The organism is Helicobacter sp. 11S03491-1 (assembly GCF_002272835.1).
Classification (GTDB): domain Bacteria; phylum Campylobacterota; class Campylobacteria; order Campylobacterales; family Helicobacteraceae; genus Helicobacter_J.
On the sequence record NZ_MLAO01000002.1, the window covers coordinates 33,970 to 50,024 of the forward strand.

Genomic DNA, 16,055 nt, shown 5'->3' on the forward strand with positions numbered 1-16,055 from the left:
ATAATATAAATTTTAACAAGAAAGATTTCATGAAATTTTCCCTAACATTAGATACTTTTATTATTTCAGATAGTCATTTTGGTCATCAAGATGTTTTAGTCAAAGAGCCGTTACGTCAATTGTTTGCCAGAAAACACGGATTCCAAGATTTTGATGCTTACAGCGTGAATATGTGGAATGCACAAGTAAATAGAGATGATTTTGTTTTACATTTGGGAGATTTATACTTTAATAGGGGTTGGAAATACCTTTTAGAGCTTGAAGGTACTAAAAAACTTTTGGTAGGCAATAATGATTTGAAAAAATACAAACGGCTTCAAGATTTCACAGATTGGAGTGTATGTAAAAAAATTAAGCTTAAAATCAAAGATAAGAAAAAGATTCTTAAAAAGATTGGAGATAAATGGGGAAAAGATATTTTTAAAGATAAGCTTTTAAATGCAATTGTCATAGATATGGCAGGAGAAAGAATCATGTTTAGCCATTTCCCCGTAATGGATAGGAAGAAAAACGATCGCTATGCTTGCACAAGAGAAGTTCTTGATAGTTTGTATAAGATATGTGATTGTTCACTTAATATCCATGGGCATACACATTCTAGAAATACCAAAAATTCATTTTGCTTAAATGTAAGCGCTGAAAAAACGAATTTTATGCCTATTAAAATTAGAGATGTAATGGCAATGCGTTCTTTTTAAATGTTAATTTTAAACCATTTTTATCTGCGCTAATCTTGATATTTCCTCCATTTTTTAATGTTCCAAATAAAATCTCATCGCTAATCTTAAGTTTGATTTCAACATCTATAATCTTGCGAATTTCTCTTGCTCCTAATGAATTTTCATAACTTCTTTGGGCAATATTTTTAGATGCTTTTGGGTCCAGATCAATTAAAATATTTTTGTCTGCAAGCTGAGAATTAAGATCTTGAATATATTTTTTTGCAATTTTTTCAAATTCTTTTTCTCCCAATGGAGAGAAGGGAATAACTGCATCTAGCCTACTTCTAAATTCAGGACTAAAAATATCTTTTAGGGCATTTTCATGTTTGTTGTTTTGCATGTTGCCAAAACCTAAAGGATTGCTTTGGTTGCTTCCGGCATTGGAGGTCATGATTAAAATTACATTTTTGAAATCCGCCTTATTGCCTGCATTGTCTGTTAAAGAAGCGCTATCCATTACTTGCAAAAGAATATTATAAATATCTTGATGGGCTTTTTCGATCTCATCAAGTAACAATACGCAATGAGGGTGTTTTTTGATGGCATCAATAAGGAGTCCTCCTTGTTCAAATCCTATATACCCTGCCGGAGCTCCAATGAGTCTGGATACACTATGGGATTCCATGTATTCACTCATATCAAACTTTTCAAAATGCACTCCTAATGCTTGAGCAAGTTCTTTGCTAAGCTCTGTTTTGCCTACTCCGCTTGGACCTATAAATAAAAAACTTCCTATAGGACGATGAGGCACTCCAAGTCCGGCTTGATTGACTTTGATGGCTTGAGTAAGGGTATCAATAGCTTTTTGTTGAGAAAAAATACGAGATTTTAGTTTTTTAGCAAGATTTTTTAATAACCCTTTTTCATCGGTACTAATTTGTGATTTTGGAATGTGAATACTTTTTGAAATAATATTTTCAATATCTGTTTTGGTGATATTTTTAGATTTTTTGCCTTCATAAACTCTGTAGCTTGCCCCAACTTCATCCATAAGATCAATGGCTTTATCCGGCAAAAATTTATCACTTATATAGCGGTGGGATAGATCGACACAGGCTTTGAGAGCTTCGGGGGTATAAGTGATTTGATGATACTTTTCATAAATAGGAGAAAGCCCCTCTATGATTTTATAACAATCTTCCAAGTTAGGTTCATTGACTTCTACTTTGGCAAATCGCCTAGAGAGTGCTTTATCTTTATCAAAATAACTTTTGTATTCTGTATAAGTAGTTGCCCCAATACATCGAAGCGATCCATTAGCAAGCGCAGGTTTGAGTAAATTGGAAGCATCCAAAGTTCCCCCTGTTGTTGATCCTGCTCCTACAATTGTGTGAATTTCATCAATAAAAAGCACTGCATGGGGGATCTCTTCTATTTCGCTTAATATCCCCTTTAAGCGTTTTTCAAAATCACCCCTATATTTGCTTCCTGCAATCATGCTGCCAATATCAAGGGCAAATATTTGAAAATGGTGGAGGGCGCTAGAGACTCTTTTTTGCGCAATCTCTAATGCAATTCCTTCTGCGATAGCAGTTTTACCCACACCGGGTTCGCCAATAAGAATCGGATTGTTTTTTTTACGACGACAGAGTATTTCACTAAGACGTCTGATTTCTTTTTGTCTTCCAATGACAGGATCGATTTTACCATTTTTAGCAAGCTCTACGAGATTTCTGCTAAATTTTTTGAGGTAACTGTCTGTTTTTTGTGTTGAAGAAGATTTTTGGGTATCTGAAATATTTTCCAGAATATCAAGTCGTGTGATACCTTCAGAATTTAGAAGTTTGGCAGCATAGCTATTTTTTTCTTGAAGAATAAAAATAAGCAAATCTCCAACTTCTAAAATTTTTTGATTGGCATTGGCAGCATGTTCAATCATTGAGTTGAAAACCCTATCAAGTGCGGGAGTCTGTGTAGGGAGTGAAATTTCTTGCGCTTTTGAAGTAGGGATATGGCGGGTGAGATAAAGACGAATAAGTTTTTCCATTTGGAATGTGTCTAATCCGCAAGATCGGAGTAACTCCTCACCTTTTTCATTATTGAGCGTTGCAAGAAAAAGGTGTTCAATAGTTAAAATTTCATGTTTCATTTCTCTGGCAGCCTCAACAGCATCATTGATTGTTTGTGTTAAATTAGGGCTAATGAGATGGTTCATTTTTTCTCCTAGTTGAAATCTTGTATGATAATTTTGAGTGCGAATTTATGTTTTTGGGCTTGAATTGTGGCTTGTTTGACCTTAAATTCTGCAATGTCATAAGGATATACTCCACATACCCCACTACCATTATGATGGACATTGTAAGTGATTTTTTGAGCTTGAATAAAAGATTTTTCAAAAATATTTATTAATATTTCAATTACAAATTCTACGGTGGTATAATCATCATTGAGTAAAATGACTTGCGACATTTTTGGCTCTTGAAGTAAGAGTTCTAAATCTAGTTGGGTATTACTTTGCGCCATAAAATCCTCAAAAGATATCTAATATTTTTAGACAATTTTACCAGATTTTATTAATTATTAAAGGTGGTTTATGAAAAGCTTGTTTATTAGCGCAACCAATACAAATATCGGCAAAACTTATACAGCGCATTTTTTAAGCGATTATTTCAATCAAAAAGGTATAAAGACTTTGATTGCCAAGCCTATTGAAACAGGAAATGATGGTAGCGGCATTTTAGATTGTGAAGCACATCTAAATAAAGGACGCCAGATACTCCCTCAACTTCGCTTAGAAGACATTAATTTTTATCGTTATGTTTTGCCGGCTTCGCCTTTTGTTGCGCAATTACAGGAGGAAAATGCTCCAAAAGCAGATTTTTCTTACATTGCTCAAAAAATAAACAATTTGAGTTCTTTTTGTGATTTGCTTCTTGTTGAAGGGGCAGGTGGGTTGATGGTCCCCATTGATGAAAAAAACAATATGTTAGATTTAGCAAGATTTTTGAATGCGCATTTACTGCTCGTAAGTGGGGATAGATTGGGCATGATTAATGACTTGGTTTTGAATAAAGAATTTTTAGCTTCCCATGATATTCCTTGCACCTATGTAATCAATCTCATGAATCCTCAAATTTATAGGGATATTAGCAAACCTTATATTGATTATCTTAATACCACATCAAAATCTTATGTTTATTTGCTCCAAAAAGATATTGTCGCTATTGCTTCAGAAATATTACTTTTTTGCCGGGATTAATAATAAATTTTTTTAAAATAAAATATTTATTTATAAAATAATTACTATTTAAAATCATATTTAATTTTTATTATCATAAAATAGTATTTATAGTAATATTTATTGAAATCATTTGTGAAGGAATTATTTAATGACGCATAGCTATGGCAAGAAATATCGAGAAATCAATGTTTATGAAGCTACACAAGAAAGACTTGATTTTATATTTTCCAATTTTGAACGTATTATTTTAAGCTTTTCAGGGGGCAAAGATAGTGGCGTGATGGTGCATTTAGCTTTAGATTATATCAAATCTCATAAAATCAATAAAAAATTAATTTTATTTTTTGTTGATTTGGAGGCTCAATATACTTACACAATTGAATATATCAAGCGAATGATTGAGGAAAACTATCAATATTTGGAAGTGCATTGGTGTTGTATGCCCCTTAATCTTCGTAATGCTGTGAGTGTTTTTGCACCTTTTTGGACATGTTGGGACAAAGACAACCAAGATAAATGGGTGCGCTCCTATCCTCTAGAAATGCACAATCCCAAAAAAAATATTTATGTATGGACACTTCAAAATCATCTTTTTGATTTTTTTCGTTATAAGATGGAGTTTGAGGAATTTAGTCCATCTTTTGTACGTCATTGTGGGGCAGATGGTCTGATGACTGCATGCTTGGTAGGTATTCGTGCTGATGAAAGTTTTAATCGTTTTAGAACTATTGCCAATACCAATAAGCGTATGTTTGAAGGTAAGCAATACACTACTCAAATTGATGAAAATATCTATAATGTTTATCCCATCTATGATTGGACTACAGAAGATATTTGGATAGCAAATTATCGATTCGGTTGGGATTATAATGAACTTTATGATTTGTTTTATTCTTCAGGTATCCCGCTTTCGGCTATGAGAGTTTGTCAGCCTTATGGAGATGACCAAAAAAACGGGCTCAACCTTTTTCGTGCTATTGAACCCCAAACTTGGGGTAGTGTAGTTAATCGAGTGAGCGGAGCAAATTTTGGAAATATTTATTGCAAAACTAAAGCAATGGGGTATTATGAAGTCAAATTGCCAAAAGGGCATACATGGAAAAGTTATACTAAAATACTTCTAGCCACTTTGCCTCCGGAGATTCGAGATCATTATATTGCTAAATTTATTAAATTTATTCGCTATTGGAATAAGAAGGGATGTCATATTAGCCAAGAAAGCAGAAAGATTGAAGGCGTTCGTTCTCTAAGAAGGCTCAATTCCAGAGGAAAAGAACTTTTTATTTTTACCAAAATTCCTGATATGGCACCTAAAAAAATAGAATCCGCAAAGCAAGCTCCAAGTTGGAGACGTATGGCTACTTGTATTATTAAAAATGATATGCTTTGTCGTGGATTAAGTTTTACCCAAAGCAAGGAACAATATGGAAAAATAGCCAAAATAATGGAAAAATATAAGAGTTTTTAAGAAATCTATTTGTTATTGAATGGGGCTAAAACAGTGATGCTAACGATAACTATGGTAATATTATTAATATAAAAATTTCACAGAAGGAATCCATCATGTCTCCGGAAGAAAATCCCACATTTAAATCCCCGGCTTATGAAGTCATCCCCGTGCCTATAGAAAAGATACATTCTAATGACTATAACCCCAATCATATTGCTACTCCTGAAATGATTCTTCTTTACCAATCTATTCTTAATGATGGATACACAATGCCAATTGTGTGTTATTATCTCAAAGATAGCGATAAGTATGAGATTGTTGATGGATTCCATAGATATACTATTATGCGTGAACATCAAGATATTTATGAACGTGAAAAAGGACTTTTGCCGGTTGTAGTGATCAATAAAGATATTTCTCATCGTATTGCCTCTACTATACGCCATAATCGTGCTAGAGGCACGCATTCTATAGAATTAATGCAAAAAATTGTTGGGGAATTAATCGAGTGTGGGAAAAGTGATGAATGGATTATGAAAAATATTGGCATGGATGCAGATGAACTCTTGCGACTTAAGCAAATCAGCGGGTTAGCAGCCTTATTTGCAAATAAAACATTTAGTAAAAGTTGGGTTGTCTGATTTTGGTTTATTTTAGAATCAACAACAAAAAATGTTTCTAAAATATAAATATATAAAATATTTTCTTGGGCAAAATCCAAAAAGAGTTTGTAATTAGTTTTCTCTCAAATTTATAAGTTTAAGCTTACAGAATTAATTGAATAATAGAAAATAATATCATAATCCTTGAGATTTAAAAATCAAGCAGCGCTTGATAAATGATATTAAAATAATCCTTGAGGATTCCTATGGCTTGGTTTGATATGGAGGAAGCGGTAAGTTTTTTGTGTGGCTATCCTGCCTTTAGCTGTTCTTTCAAGATATCCGTTAGCAAGCAAATAAGGTTCAATTACATCTTCTATAGTGCCTTCATCTTCACTCATTGCTGCTGCGATTGTGTTGAGTCCAATAGGTCTGCTTTTTGCATCAGCGAGGATGCTTAAATAGCGCAAATCTAATTCGTCAAATCCAAATTCATTGACGCCCAATTCATTAAGGGCGTATTTTGTAGTTGAAAGATTGATAGTCTCTTCTTCGGCAACATCAGCAAAATCTCGTACTCTTCGGAGTAATCTCAAAGTAATTCGTGGAGTTCCTCGTGATCTTTTGGCAATTTCGTTTGCGCTATCTTCATCAAGAGGTTTATCCAGTTTTATGCTAGCTTTTTGGGCAATAATAGCAAGTTCATTGACACCATAAAATTGCATACGAAAACTCATTCCAAATCTATCTCTTAAGGGGTTGCTTAACATCCCTGCTCTGGTTGTAGCCCCAATGAGGGTGAATTTGGGCAAATCAATTTTTACAGTTTGGGCTGCAGGTCCTGAGCCAATGATAATATCAAGTCTGAAATCTTCCATCGCAGGGTAGAGAATTTCTTCAATAGCAGGGCTTAGGCGGTGGATTTCATCAATAAATAATATATCTCCGTCAGAAAGATTGGTCATGATAGCAGCCAAATCACCGGCTTTTTCAATCATAGGAGCAGCTGTTACTTTGATACTTGTCCCCATTTCGTTGGCAATAATATGACTAAGAGTTGTTTTGCCCAATCCCGGAGGTCCAAAAAACAGAATATGATCAAGACATTCTCCTCTTTTTTTACTTGCTTGAATAAAGACCTTAAGATTTTTTTTGATTTTTTCTTGACCGATATATTCTTCCCATAGAGTAGGTCTGAGTGAATTTTCTGCATTTTCTTCAAAATCCAGCTTTTCAATATCAATAATGCGGCTATTTTCTTCAAGAGATATTTTTTCCACTTTCTAATCCTCAATAACTTTCTTCCAAGCTTGGAAAATTACCTGTTTTAACATCTTGAATATAGGTTTGGAGCGCATTTTTTATAAGAGAACTCCCATCAAGATATTTTCTAACAAATTTTGGTTCAAAACGTTCAAAAAATCCAAACATATCACTCCATACAAGTATTTGCCCATCACAATGGATACCACTACCTATGCCAATAGTAGGGATTTTGAGATTTTCGGTAATATTTTTGGCGATTTTGGCTTGGATGCCTTCAAGCACAACCATACTTGCTCCACTATCTTGAAGGGCAATAGCAGAGTCCAAGAGTTTTTTGGCTTCTTCTTGGTTTTTACCTTTTATTTTATACCCTCCTTCAAAACGTGCAAATTGAGGCATAAGACCGATATGGGCAATCACCCCAATCCCTTCATGGACTAAATGTCTGATGAGTTCCGAGCGCTCTATGCCTCCTTCAATTTTTATGGCATCTGCATGTGTTTGTCGATAGATTTTTACAGCATTTTTAAGAGCCATATCCCCGGATTGATAACTTCCAAAGGGCATATCTGCAATAATAAAGGCTTCTTTAGATCCTTTGCAAACTGCTTTTGTATGGTAAATCATTTTTTCAATACCTATGCTGAGCGTGTCTTGATTGCCTCCAAAACTCATATTAAGACTATCTCCAACAAGGATAATATCAATATAGGGGTCAAAAAGATTGGCAAATAACGCGTCATAAGCAGTGATAGCAGTGATTTTTTCAACCCCTTTTTTAGCTTGTAGAATTTGGATAGTTTTTTTCATTTGATGACTCCTTGTAAAAGGCTATTATACATTTTGTTTTTATAGGGTATTGCTAAAATTATTCTAAAAATTTTTATATAAAAACAAAATTTTATATAAAAATAGATAAAATCTTACTATTAGAGTTGAGAGGTTTATCAATGTTTCGACAAGTTATATTGTATTTATGCCTATTGGGCGGGTTTGTTTGTGCAAGTGAAGAGGTGGATTATAATTCCTTAGACCCTTCATATTATCAATATATCAAAATGCATCCGGGAGCAACATACAAAGATATTGCTAAACTCATTAAAAATATTCAAGAAGCAAACAAAAAAACAGGTCTTTTTATCGGCATAAATGTAGCAGCATTGAATAACAACGTAGCAAATGATGCTATTAGAGACTACCTCTTTGGGTATGGCGCAAAATTTGGTTATCAGACTTTTTTACCCTCTTCTTTTGATAGTCTTTTTTTGCCAAATTATGTGGGCAGACGTATATATGTCCAATATTTGGGCACAATAGGCAAAGAAGAGCCTTTGGGAAAAATGAGTTATTCAAGCATTACTCTTAATGGAGATTTAATGATTGATTTGCCTATATATGGAGGGTTTAGTGCAGGTATGATTGCGGGGATTGGATTAGGAAGTATGGTGCATGGTTATGATGCCAATTCGCAATTTGTAGCCATGGTCAATACAGGGATTGGCATAACATTTTTTAGTAAAAATCGCTTGGAGTTTGAGCTAAAACTTGTTACGGACAAAGAAGTTCAATGGTTTGGAGCATTATTTTCAGTGGGGTATCAGTATGTTTTTTAGACAAATTATTTTAATTTTTATAATAGGGTTGAGTTTACACGCACAACAGGCACAAACAGACTCTTCCGAAAACAAAGAAATACAAGCCTATATGCTTAAGGGACAGCTTTATGAGCTGCAAGAGAAACAAAAAAGTCTAGAAATTGCAAAACAAAAAAATGGTTTGTTTGTTGGAGGGATTTTGGGAAATGCTACTTTTGAGAGTACTCCAATTGAAAATAATAATCTGCATCCTTTGTTTTATGGAGCAAGGGTGGGGTATCAAAAATATCTCAATGATTCTATTGCAGGACTTCGATTTTATGGAGAATATATAAGAAGCGATGCTTATAAAGTGGCTTATCAATTAGGGAGTTTTAATCTGGATTTGCTTGCTGATATGCCTTTGGATAAAGACAAAAAATATACTTTGGGTGCATTTGGAGGTGTAGGAATGTCGTGGATAGGTTATGGCAATTCTCTAAGTAGAGTTGATTTTTATGGTATTGGAGTCAATGTAAATTTGGGTATAGCTTTAGTACTTAATATTAAACATCGTTTTGAGTTGGAAATGAAAATACCTCCTATTAAAAATCAGCAGATAGAAACAGGGACTTTATCAACTACAAATATATATTTAGTTAGTTATAATTATTTATTCTAAAAGGTGTTTGTGTGAAAAGATTTACTTTTATTATAATAGTTGGATTTTGTGTGGGGATAACCCACTCAGAATTGAAATCTCAAGAAATACAATTTCAAGATGCAAGATTTTATCTTGCATCTGTTGATAAAAAAGATCAAATATCTACCGGAGAAAACACCGGGGAATATTATCCCAATCAAGATTATATCCAATCTCATTACCCTGATATTTCGGGTGAAAAAAAGCAAAAGCTTATTGCAAAATATAGACGTGCCGATAGAAAAAGCGGTCTTTTTATAGGGATTAATGTTGGCTTAGGGACATTATATAGTGATTATTTAGATGGGCGTTATAATCAGAGCACAACAATTGTTGATCTTAAAAGCCAAAGAACAGGGGTTTTCAAATCCCCACTTCAAACAAAAACTAAACTAGGCATGTTTGGAGGAAAAATTGGATACCAAAGTTTTTTTAACCCTTATTTTGGTGCTAGAGTTTATGGCGATGTGATGCTTTCCGGTGGGCTACCAAGCAGTGGAGTTATCAACAAAGAAGATGGAGAAAAAATTGGTTCATTAATTTATATGCTTGGATCATTGAATCTTGATTTATTGGCAGATATTCCCTTAAGTAGTTCGTATAAACATTTCATTGGAGGATATTTGGGACTGGGATTTGGATCGATGATTTTGCTTGATGAAGCCAATCAAGAGAAAATCAGACCACTCCTTAATGGCAGTTATCATAGCAATAATATCTTGTGGAATACTTTGTTGCAAGTTGATTATACTTTTAATGCAGGGTTATCTTTGACTATCAATACAAAAAATCGCATTGAAGTAGGAGCGAAGATTCCATGGGCTTTTTTAAGGTTGGGATTAGAAAGTCCTGCAAAATATAAAAATGATAATGGAGAAACCAAAACACTTGAATCCAAAGATATTGAATTCAAACGATCTGTAATTTGGACAGCCAGTTATATTTATCTATTTTGAAAAAGATAAAATAAATAAAATAAAATAATAGTAAAATAAATAAAAACGCAAAGGATAAAAAAATGGGACAAACAATTACAGAAAAAATTTTTTCAGCTCATTGCAATCAAGCAGTCTATGCAGATGAAATTATCCAGACCAATATTGATATGGTCATTGGAAATGATATTACTACGCCTCTTTCAATCAAAGCATTTCGCGCTGCAGGAGCAAAATCTATGGCAAAGCCTGATAATTTTTGTATCGTGATGGATCATTTTATCCCTGCTAAAGACATCGCTTCAGCAAATCAGGCAAGAATTAGTCGTGATTTTGCCAAAGAATTTGGCTTAAAAAATTATTTTGATGAAAGAGATATGGGAATTGAACATGCTCTTTTGCCCGAAAAAGGTTTGGTTGTGAGTGGAGATGTGATTATAGGAGCAGATTCTCATACTTGCACACATGGAGCATTAGGGGCATTCTCTACAGGAATGGGAAGCACTGATTTGGCTTATGCCATGATTACAGGAAAAAATTGGTTTAAAATCCCTCATTCTATTAAAGTTGAATTTATAGGTAAGCCTGCTGATGGTGTTTATGGTAAGGATTTGATTTTGGAAGTTATCCGGCAAATTGGCGTAGATGGTGCATTGTATCAAGCGCTTGAATTTTGTGGAGAAGGAATTGCGTATATGAGTATGGATGATCGGTTTTCATTATGCAATATGGCTATTGAAGCAGGAGCTAAAAATGGCATTATTGCTGCAGATGAAATCACAAAAGAATTTTTGAAAGGAACAAGAGAAGCCAATGGCAATCTACGCACAGAACCAAAGTATTATTATTCTGATGAGGATGCCCAATATTCAAGAGTGCTAAAAATTGATGTGAGTAAGCTTGAACCTATCGTGGCTTATCCTTTCTTGCCCAGTAATGGCAAAAGCATTACTGAAGCATTAAAAGATGAACTCAAAATTGATCAAGCCTTTATAGGATCTTGCACAAATGGACGTTTGAGTGATTTGAAAATCGCCAGCGAAATTCTGAAAGGAAAGAAAATCCATCCGGATGTGCGCTTGATTGTTACACCGGGGACACAAAAAATTTATAAACAAGCTCAAGAATTGGGTTATATTGATATTTTGCTTGAAGCGGGGGCATTGGTTTCTAATCCTACTTGTGGAGCTTGTTTGGGTGGATATATGGGGATTTTGGGAGATAATGAACGTTGTATTTCTACAACAAATAGAAATTTTGTAGGTAGGATGGGGGCAAGGAGTTCTGAAGTTTATTTGGCAAATTCTGCTGTGGTAGCAATCAGTGCTATTGAAGGAAAAATATCAGATCCCAGAAAATAAAGGTATGCAGATGAAATTAAAAACTTTTATTCGATTATTGATCTTAATAGCAGTAATTGTGGGTATTTATATGATTTACAATTCCAGCTTTTTTGAAGGGCGTCCTCCAACAGTAGAAGCTTATTTGTTTCCCAATAAGAATGAACATGTAAAAATGCCTGCCCAAGCTTATTGGAATCCTGATAAAAATATAGAAATCCATGCCGGTGATGAAAGCGGAATTAAAAACTATAAAATTACTGCTGTTACATCTGATAATGTTGTTGTGTTGGATAAAGATTTAGAAATAGTTTTGGGGAAACCTAAAGAAATCACTTTTTCTTTGCCAAAGCCTGAAATCAAACTTCCTGATGGGACAAAAATTCACTACAAAATTGCTGTTACGGATTGGAGCAATGCAAACTTTTTTAGTGGTAATACAACGATCAAGGAACTTGATTTGACTGTGGATACTCAAGCCCCTTTGGTCAATATTATTGCAAATTCTTATAAAATTAGTTATGGTGGGAGCGCCTTGCTTATATTTAGGGTGATTGATAATAGTATTCAATCCATAAAAGTTAGCAATGGAGAAAATGACTTTAAAGTATTTCCTTTTGTGGAAGAAGGGGTTTATGCGGTTATTTTGGCATGGCCTGTGCAAAATAATTTTTTTAATGGCACTATCACGGTTTTGGATAAGGCTTTTAATCAGAAGAGAGTATCTATCCCATTAATCAAAGATATGAGTGTCCGATACAAGTATTCAAATATAAAAGTCAAAGATAATTTTTTAAATGGTAAGTTAAATGAATTGATCGATACTGTTGGGGAACGTAACCCTAATGATTTTAAAAACAATATCGAAAAATTTAAATATATTAATGAAACAATACGCACTTCAGATGAGGCAACAATATTTAAAGCAGCTACAGAGGTTGATTATAATAAAATCTACCAACCTGTTGATTTTGTCGCATTCTTGCCATTGAAAGGTAGCGTAGTAGTTGGAAATTTTGGTGATCACCGCAGTTATTTTTTAGGCAAACAAAAAATTAGCAAGTCTTTACATTTAGGTTTGGATATAGCAAGTACAAGGAATGCTCCTATCATAGCGACCAATCCGGGAAAAGTCGTTTTAACTGATTTATTAGGCGTATATGGGAATACCACGATTATTTATCATGGTTTTGGTATCGCTTCTTTATATTCTCATATGTCAAAATTTGATCTCAAACTTGGCGAAGAAGTGAGCGCAGGCACAATCATAGGACTTACAGGTCAGACAGGATGGGCTTTTGGAGATCATTTGCATTTAGGTATTTTGGTGCAAGGGTATGCAGTAAGAGATGTGGAGTGGATGGATCCCAAATGGATCAAAGCAAATATTACAGATGTTTTTATGAAAGCGAAAAATATTATTAAGGCGCAGAGTGATTAAGACAAGACAGAAAAATATTAAAGCATTTGAATTAAGTGGCGGAAAGTCATCAGAATATATTGACTTTATTACTAAAAATTTTGTTTTGCTTAAAGATTATTTGCTTATATTTAAGGAACCAATTGAGCCTGAGATGAGCAATTTGCTTCAAGAGCTTCAAATTAACTATATTTTTAGCCAAACCCAATTGCGAGGAAGAGAAACTCAAAATTCTCAAGAACTCCATCCACAGGTAAAAACTCAAATCTATCAAAGAAATATTCGTAGTGGTGAGGAAATTGAAAGTTTTGGGGAACTGGTCTTGCTTGGTAATGTTAATAATGGTGCAAAAATTAATTCGGATAAAAGTATTAGTATATTTGGAAAATGTGATGGTGTCGTTATATGTGGGGGTGAATACTTGATTTTGAAATCTGTTTATTCGGGTCATATTGTTTTTTGTGGAGAGATCTTACCTCAAAAGATAATAGAAAAAATAAATTCAAATGACTTGCTAAAAATTATTACAAAAAATGGCGATAATATATCCATAAAGGAAATTCAATGAAGCAAAGAACTATAGCAAAAACCGTTGAGCTTATTGGTATTGGTTTGCACAAAGGTGTGCCTGTAAAAATGACTCTAGAGCCTCTAGAGGCAAATAACGGTATTGTTTTTTATCGGAGTGATAAGGGTGTGAGCATCCCTATGAAACCTGAAAATATTGTGGATACAACCATGGCAACAGTACTGGGAAGAGATGGAGTGAGAGTATCTACAATTGAACATTTGCTTTCAGCTATCAATGCTTATGGGATTGATAATCTTAAAATCTCTATTGATAACGAAGAAATACCTATTATGGATGGGAGTTCAATAGGTTATTGCATGCTTTTAGATGAAGCAAAGATTATAGAATTAGATGCCCCACGAAAAATTCTTCAAATCAAAAAGCCTATAGAAATTCGTGATGGAGATAAATTTGTCCGAGTAGAGCCAAGTGATCGAACAATTTTTGATTTTGCTATTGATTTTAAACATCAAGCCATTAAAGAGCAAAAATATAAATTTATCTTTAGTAAGCAAGCTTACAAAGAAGAAATTGCACGCGCAAGGACATTTGGATTTTTGCACGAAGTCAATTATTTGCGTTCAAAAGGTTTAGCCCAAGGTGGAAATTTGAGTAATTGTATTGTGCTTGATGAGAGTGGGATACTTAACAAGGAAGGGTTAAGGTATAAAGAAGAATTTGTTCGTCATAAAATTTTAGATGCCATTGGAGATATGGCAATTTTAGGCATGCCTTTAATGGGGAGTTATATATCCTTTGCAGGGAGTCATAAATTGAATTCTTTATTGACACAAAAAATTCTATCTGAAAGCAATGCCTATGAAATTCTTAGCATTGAAGAAGAAAGCAGTGAAAAAATGCTTGAATTTGTAAAAGCAGTCCAATAAATTGGAGGATTTAAAACAAGAGATTGATTTAGTTCTTATTAGTGTAAATTCTCCTTTAAAATGTGGGGTTTATAGGGACTTGAAACTTCAAAAGGTTTTTTCTTCTGTGCAAAAAACAGGGGATGCTTTGATGGAGGTTTTTAGTGAAATATTTGCTTATACACAAAAGCATAATCTTGGGCTTAGATCGATTTTTTATGCAAGAGGACCGGGTAGTTTTACTTCTTTGAAATTGACACATATTTTTTTGCAAACACTAGCTTTGTCTCAATCAATTCATCTTTATTCTACAAGTAGTTTTTATTTTAATCAAAATGCCCCTATTAAGGCATTTGGAAATAAATATTTTATTAGAAATTCTTTGGGAGAAATTGAACTTGTCCCATTCAAACAAGAGATCCCCTTAGATTTTTCTTTGCCCAAAATGATTGATCTCAATGCCTTTGATACTCAAAATATTCCTATGTATATTTTGCCCCCTATTTAGGTATAATAGCGAAAATTTTTCGGGGAAATAATGATTGTAAGTATTCCTGCAACAAGCGCTAATCTGGGACCGGGATTTGATTCTCTTGGATTAAGTCTTAATTTTAGAAACCAATTTCATATTACACCTTCTAAGCTTACAAGTATTCAGATTGTAGGAGAAGGTGAGGGAATGCCCAAGTTTTTGATTGATAATATGTTTGTAAAAATATTCAAAAAAACTTTATTAGACTTTGGGATTCTTGAGAGGGAATTTAGATTTTTTTTTAGTAACAAAATCCCTATTTCCAGAGGTATGGGAAGCAGTTCGGCAGTTATTGTAGGCGCCATTAGCGCTGCTTATGAAGTTGCAGGGAAAAAAATTGATAGAGAAAGTATTTTAAATGCAGCCCTTAATTATGAATCCCATCCGGATAATATCACTCCTGCAGTTTATGGGGGATTTAATGTAGCTGTGGTTGATTATAAAAAAGTCTATCATTTAAAACAGCAAATTCCTGATATGTTTCAAGCTGTAATGGTTGTGCCTAATCGTTCCATCTCAACAAAATATTCCAGACAAGCTTTGCCTAGAAAATATTCTGTAGCAGAAAGTGTTTTTAATCTTTCCAGAGCTTCTTTGATGAGCCTGGCATTTGCACAAGGAAAATGGGAATTTTTGAGGTTAGCGAGCAAAGATAGATTTCATCAAGATAGAAGAATGAAGCAATTCCCTATTCTTTTTGGGGTTCAAAAAATAGCGCTAGAGAATGGAGCGCTTATGAGTACGCTTTCCGGGAGTGGATCATCGTTTTTTAATATGTGCTATAGAGATGATGCTCAAAAGCTGGCAGCTATTTTTACTAAAAAATTTTCAAATTTCAGAGTTTTTGTGCTGGATTTTGATAATGATGGTATTGTATTTGAGCAAGAATAAGC

At 33.9% G+C, this 16,055-nt stretch carries 17 protein-coding genes; 13 read left to right on the top strand and 4 right to left on the bottom strand.

The window, feature by feature from the left end; genetic code table 11:
- Positions 1 to 29: 29 nt before the first annotated feature.
- Positions 30 to 698, top strand: a complete 669-nt coding sequence (locus BKH45_RS01405; protein ID WP_095273691.1) for a metallophosphoesterase — start codon at positions 30 to 32, stop codon at positions 696 to 698.
- On the opposite strand, the gene BKH45_RS01410 is transcribed toward BKH45_RS01405, so the two are convergent.
- On the bottom strand, positions 667 to 2,877 hold the full coding sequence (locus BKH45_RS01410) for an AAA family ATPase (protein WP_095273692.1): 2,211 nt from the start codon (positions 2,875 to 2,877) through the stop codon (positions 667 to 669). The two genes, BKH45_RS01405 and BKH45_RS01410, sit on opposite strands and share 32 nt — an antisense overlap.
- Positions 2,878 to 2,885: 8 nt before the next feature.
- Entirely contained in the window at positions 2,886 to 3,185 is a 300-nt protein-coding gene (locus BKH45_RS01415) for an ATP-dependent Clp protease adaptor ClpS (protein WP_095273693.1), read from the bottom strand.
- A gap of 70 nt (positions 3,186 to 3,255) precedes the next feature.
- Between BKH45_RS01415 and bioD the strand changes: the two genes are divergently transcribed.
- The 3 genes from bioD (at position 3,256) to BKH45_RS01430 (ending at position 5,994) form a co-directional block, all read left to right on the top strand.
- Entirely contained in the window at positions 3,256 to 3,921 is a 666-nt protein-coding gene (gene bioD, locus BKH45_RS01420; protein WP_095273694.1) for a dethiobiotin synthase, read from the top strand.
- 130 nt (positions 3,922 to 4,051) lie between these two features.
- The gene (locus tag BKH45_RS01425; RefSeq protein WP_095273695.1) at positions 4,052 to 5,371 is read left to right on the top strand and encodes a DUF3440 domain-containing protein; all 1,320 of its coding nucleotides are present in this window, start codon (positions 4,052 to 4,054) and stop codon (positions 5,369 to 5,371) included.
- Between the two features lie 95 nt (positions 5,372 to 5,466).
- Positions 5,467 to 5,994: a ParB/RepB/Spo0J family partition protein gene (locus tag BKH45_RS01430; RefSeq protein ID WP_095273696.1), complete on the top strand. Its 528-nt coding sequence runs from the start codon at positions 5,467 to 5,469 to the stop codon at positions 5,992 to 5,994.
- A gap of 203 nt (positions 5,995 to 6,197) precedes the next feature.
- On the opposite strand, the gene ruvB is transcribed toward BKH45_RS01430, so the two are convergent.
- Both ruvB and panB read right to left on the bottom strand, forming a co-directional pair.
- The gene (gene ruvB / locus BKH45_RS01435) at positions 6,198 to 7,235 is read right to left on the bottom strand and encodes a Holliday junction branch migration DNA helicase RuvB (RefSeq protein WP_095273697.1); all 1,038 of its coding nucleotides are present in this window, start codon (positions 7,233 to 7,235) and stop codon (positions 6,198 to 6,200) included.
- Positions 7,236 to 7,245: 10 nt separating this feature from the next.
- Positions 7,246 to 8,031, bottom strand: coding sequence for a 3-methyl-2-oxobutanoate hydroxymethyltransferase (gene panB, locus BKH45_RS01440; protein ID WP_095273698.1), 786 nt, complete (start codon positions 8,029 to 8,031; stop codon positions 7,246 to 7,248).
- 140 nt (positions 8,032 to 8,171) lie between these two features.
- On the opposite strand from panB, the gene BKH45_RS01445 reads away from it, so the two are divergent.
- The 9 genes from BKH45_RS01445 to thrB all read left to right on the top strand — a co-directional run bounded on the left by BKH45_RS01445 (position 8,172) and on the right by thrB (position 16,053).
- On the top strand, positions 8,172 to 8,834 hold the full coding sequence (locus tag BKH45_RS01445; RefSeq protein ID WP_095273699.1) for a hypothetical protein: 663 nt from the start codon (positions 8,172 to 8,174) through the stop codon (positions 8,832 to 8,834).
- A complete protein-coding gene (locus BKH45_RS01450; RefSeq protein ID WP_095273700.1) occupies positions 8,824 to 9,477 on the top strand; it encodes an outer membrane beta-barrel protein in 654 nt (217 codons plus the stop codon). The genes BKH45_RS01445 and BKH45_RS01450 overlap by 11 nt, the downstream gene beginning before the upstream one ends.
- A gap of 11 nt (positions 9,478 to 9,488) precedes the next feature.
- Complete coding sequence (locus BKH45_RS01455; RefSeq protein ID WP_095273701.1) at positions 9,489 to 10,454, top strand: outer membrane beta-barrel protein; 966 nt, start codon at positions 9,489 to 9,491, stop codon at positions 10,452 to 10,454.
- Between the two features lie 62 nt (positions 10,455 to 10,516).
- A complete protein-coding gene (gene leuC / locus BKH45_RS01460) occupies positions 10,517 to 11,794 on the top strand; it encodes a 3-isopropylmalate dehydratase large subunit (RefSeq protein WP_095273702.1) in 1,278 nt (425 codons plus the stop codon).
- Between the two features lie 10 nt (positions 11,795 to 11,804).
- On the top strand, positions 11,805 to 13,214 hold the full coding sequence (locus BKH45_RS01465) for a M23 family metallopeptidase (protein WP_180675570.1): 1,410 nt from the start codon (positions 11,805 to 11,807) through the stop codon (positions 13,212 to 13,214).
- Positions 13,207 to 13,761, top strand: a complete 555-nt coding sequence (gene minC, locus BKH45_RS01470; protein WP_095273704.1) for a septum site-determining protein MinC — start codon at positions 13,207 to 13,209, stop codon at positions 13,759 to 13,761. Before BKH45_RS01465 ends, minC begins: the two co-directional genes overlap by 8 nt.
- Positions 13,758 to 14,651, top strand: a complete 894-nt coding sequence (lpxC, locus tag BKH45_RS01475) for a UDP-3-O-acyl-N-acetylglucosamine deacetylase (RefSeq protein WP_095273705.1) — start codon at positions 13,758 to 13,760, stop codon at positions 14,649 to 14,651. The genes minC and lpxC overlap by 4 nt, the downstream gene beginning before the upstream one ends.
- Position 14,652: 1 nt before the next feature.
- Positions 14,653 to 15,138: a hypothetical protein gene (locus BKH45_RS01480; protein WP_095273706.1), complete on the top strand. Its 486-nt coding sequence runs from the start codon at positions 14,653 to 14,655 to the stop codon at positions 15,136 to 15,138.
- 30 nt (positions 15,139 to 15,168) lie between these two features.
- The gene (thrB, locus tag BKH45_RS01485) at positions 15,169 to 16,053 is read left to right on the top strand and encodes a homoserine kinase (RefSeq protein WP_095273707.1); all 885 of its coding nucleotides are present in this window, start codon (positions 15,169 to 15,171) and stop codon (positions 16,051 to 16,053) included.
- The last annotated feature ends 2 nt before the right edge of the window (positions 16,054 to 16,055 follow it).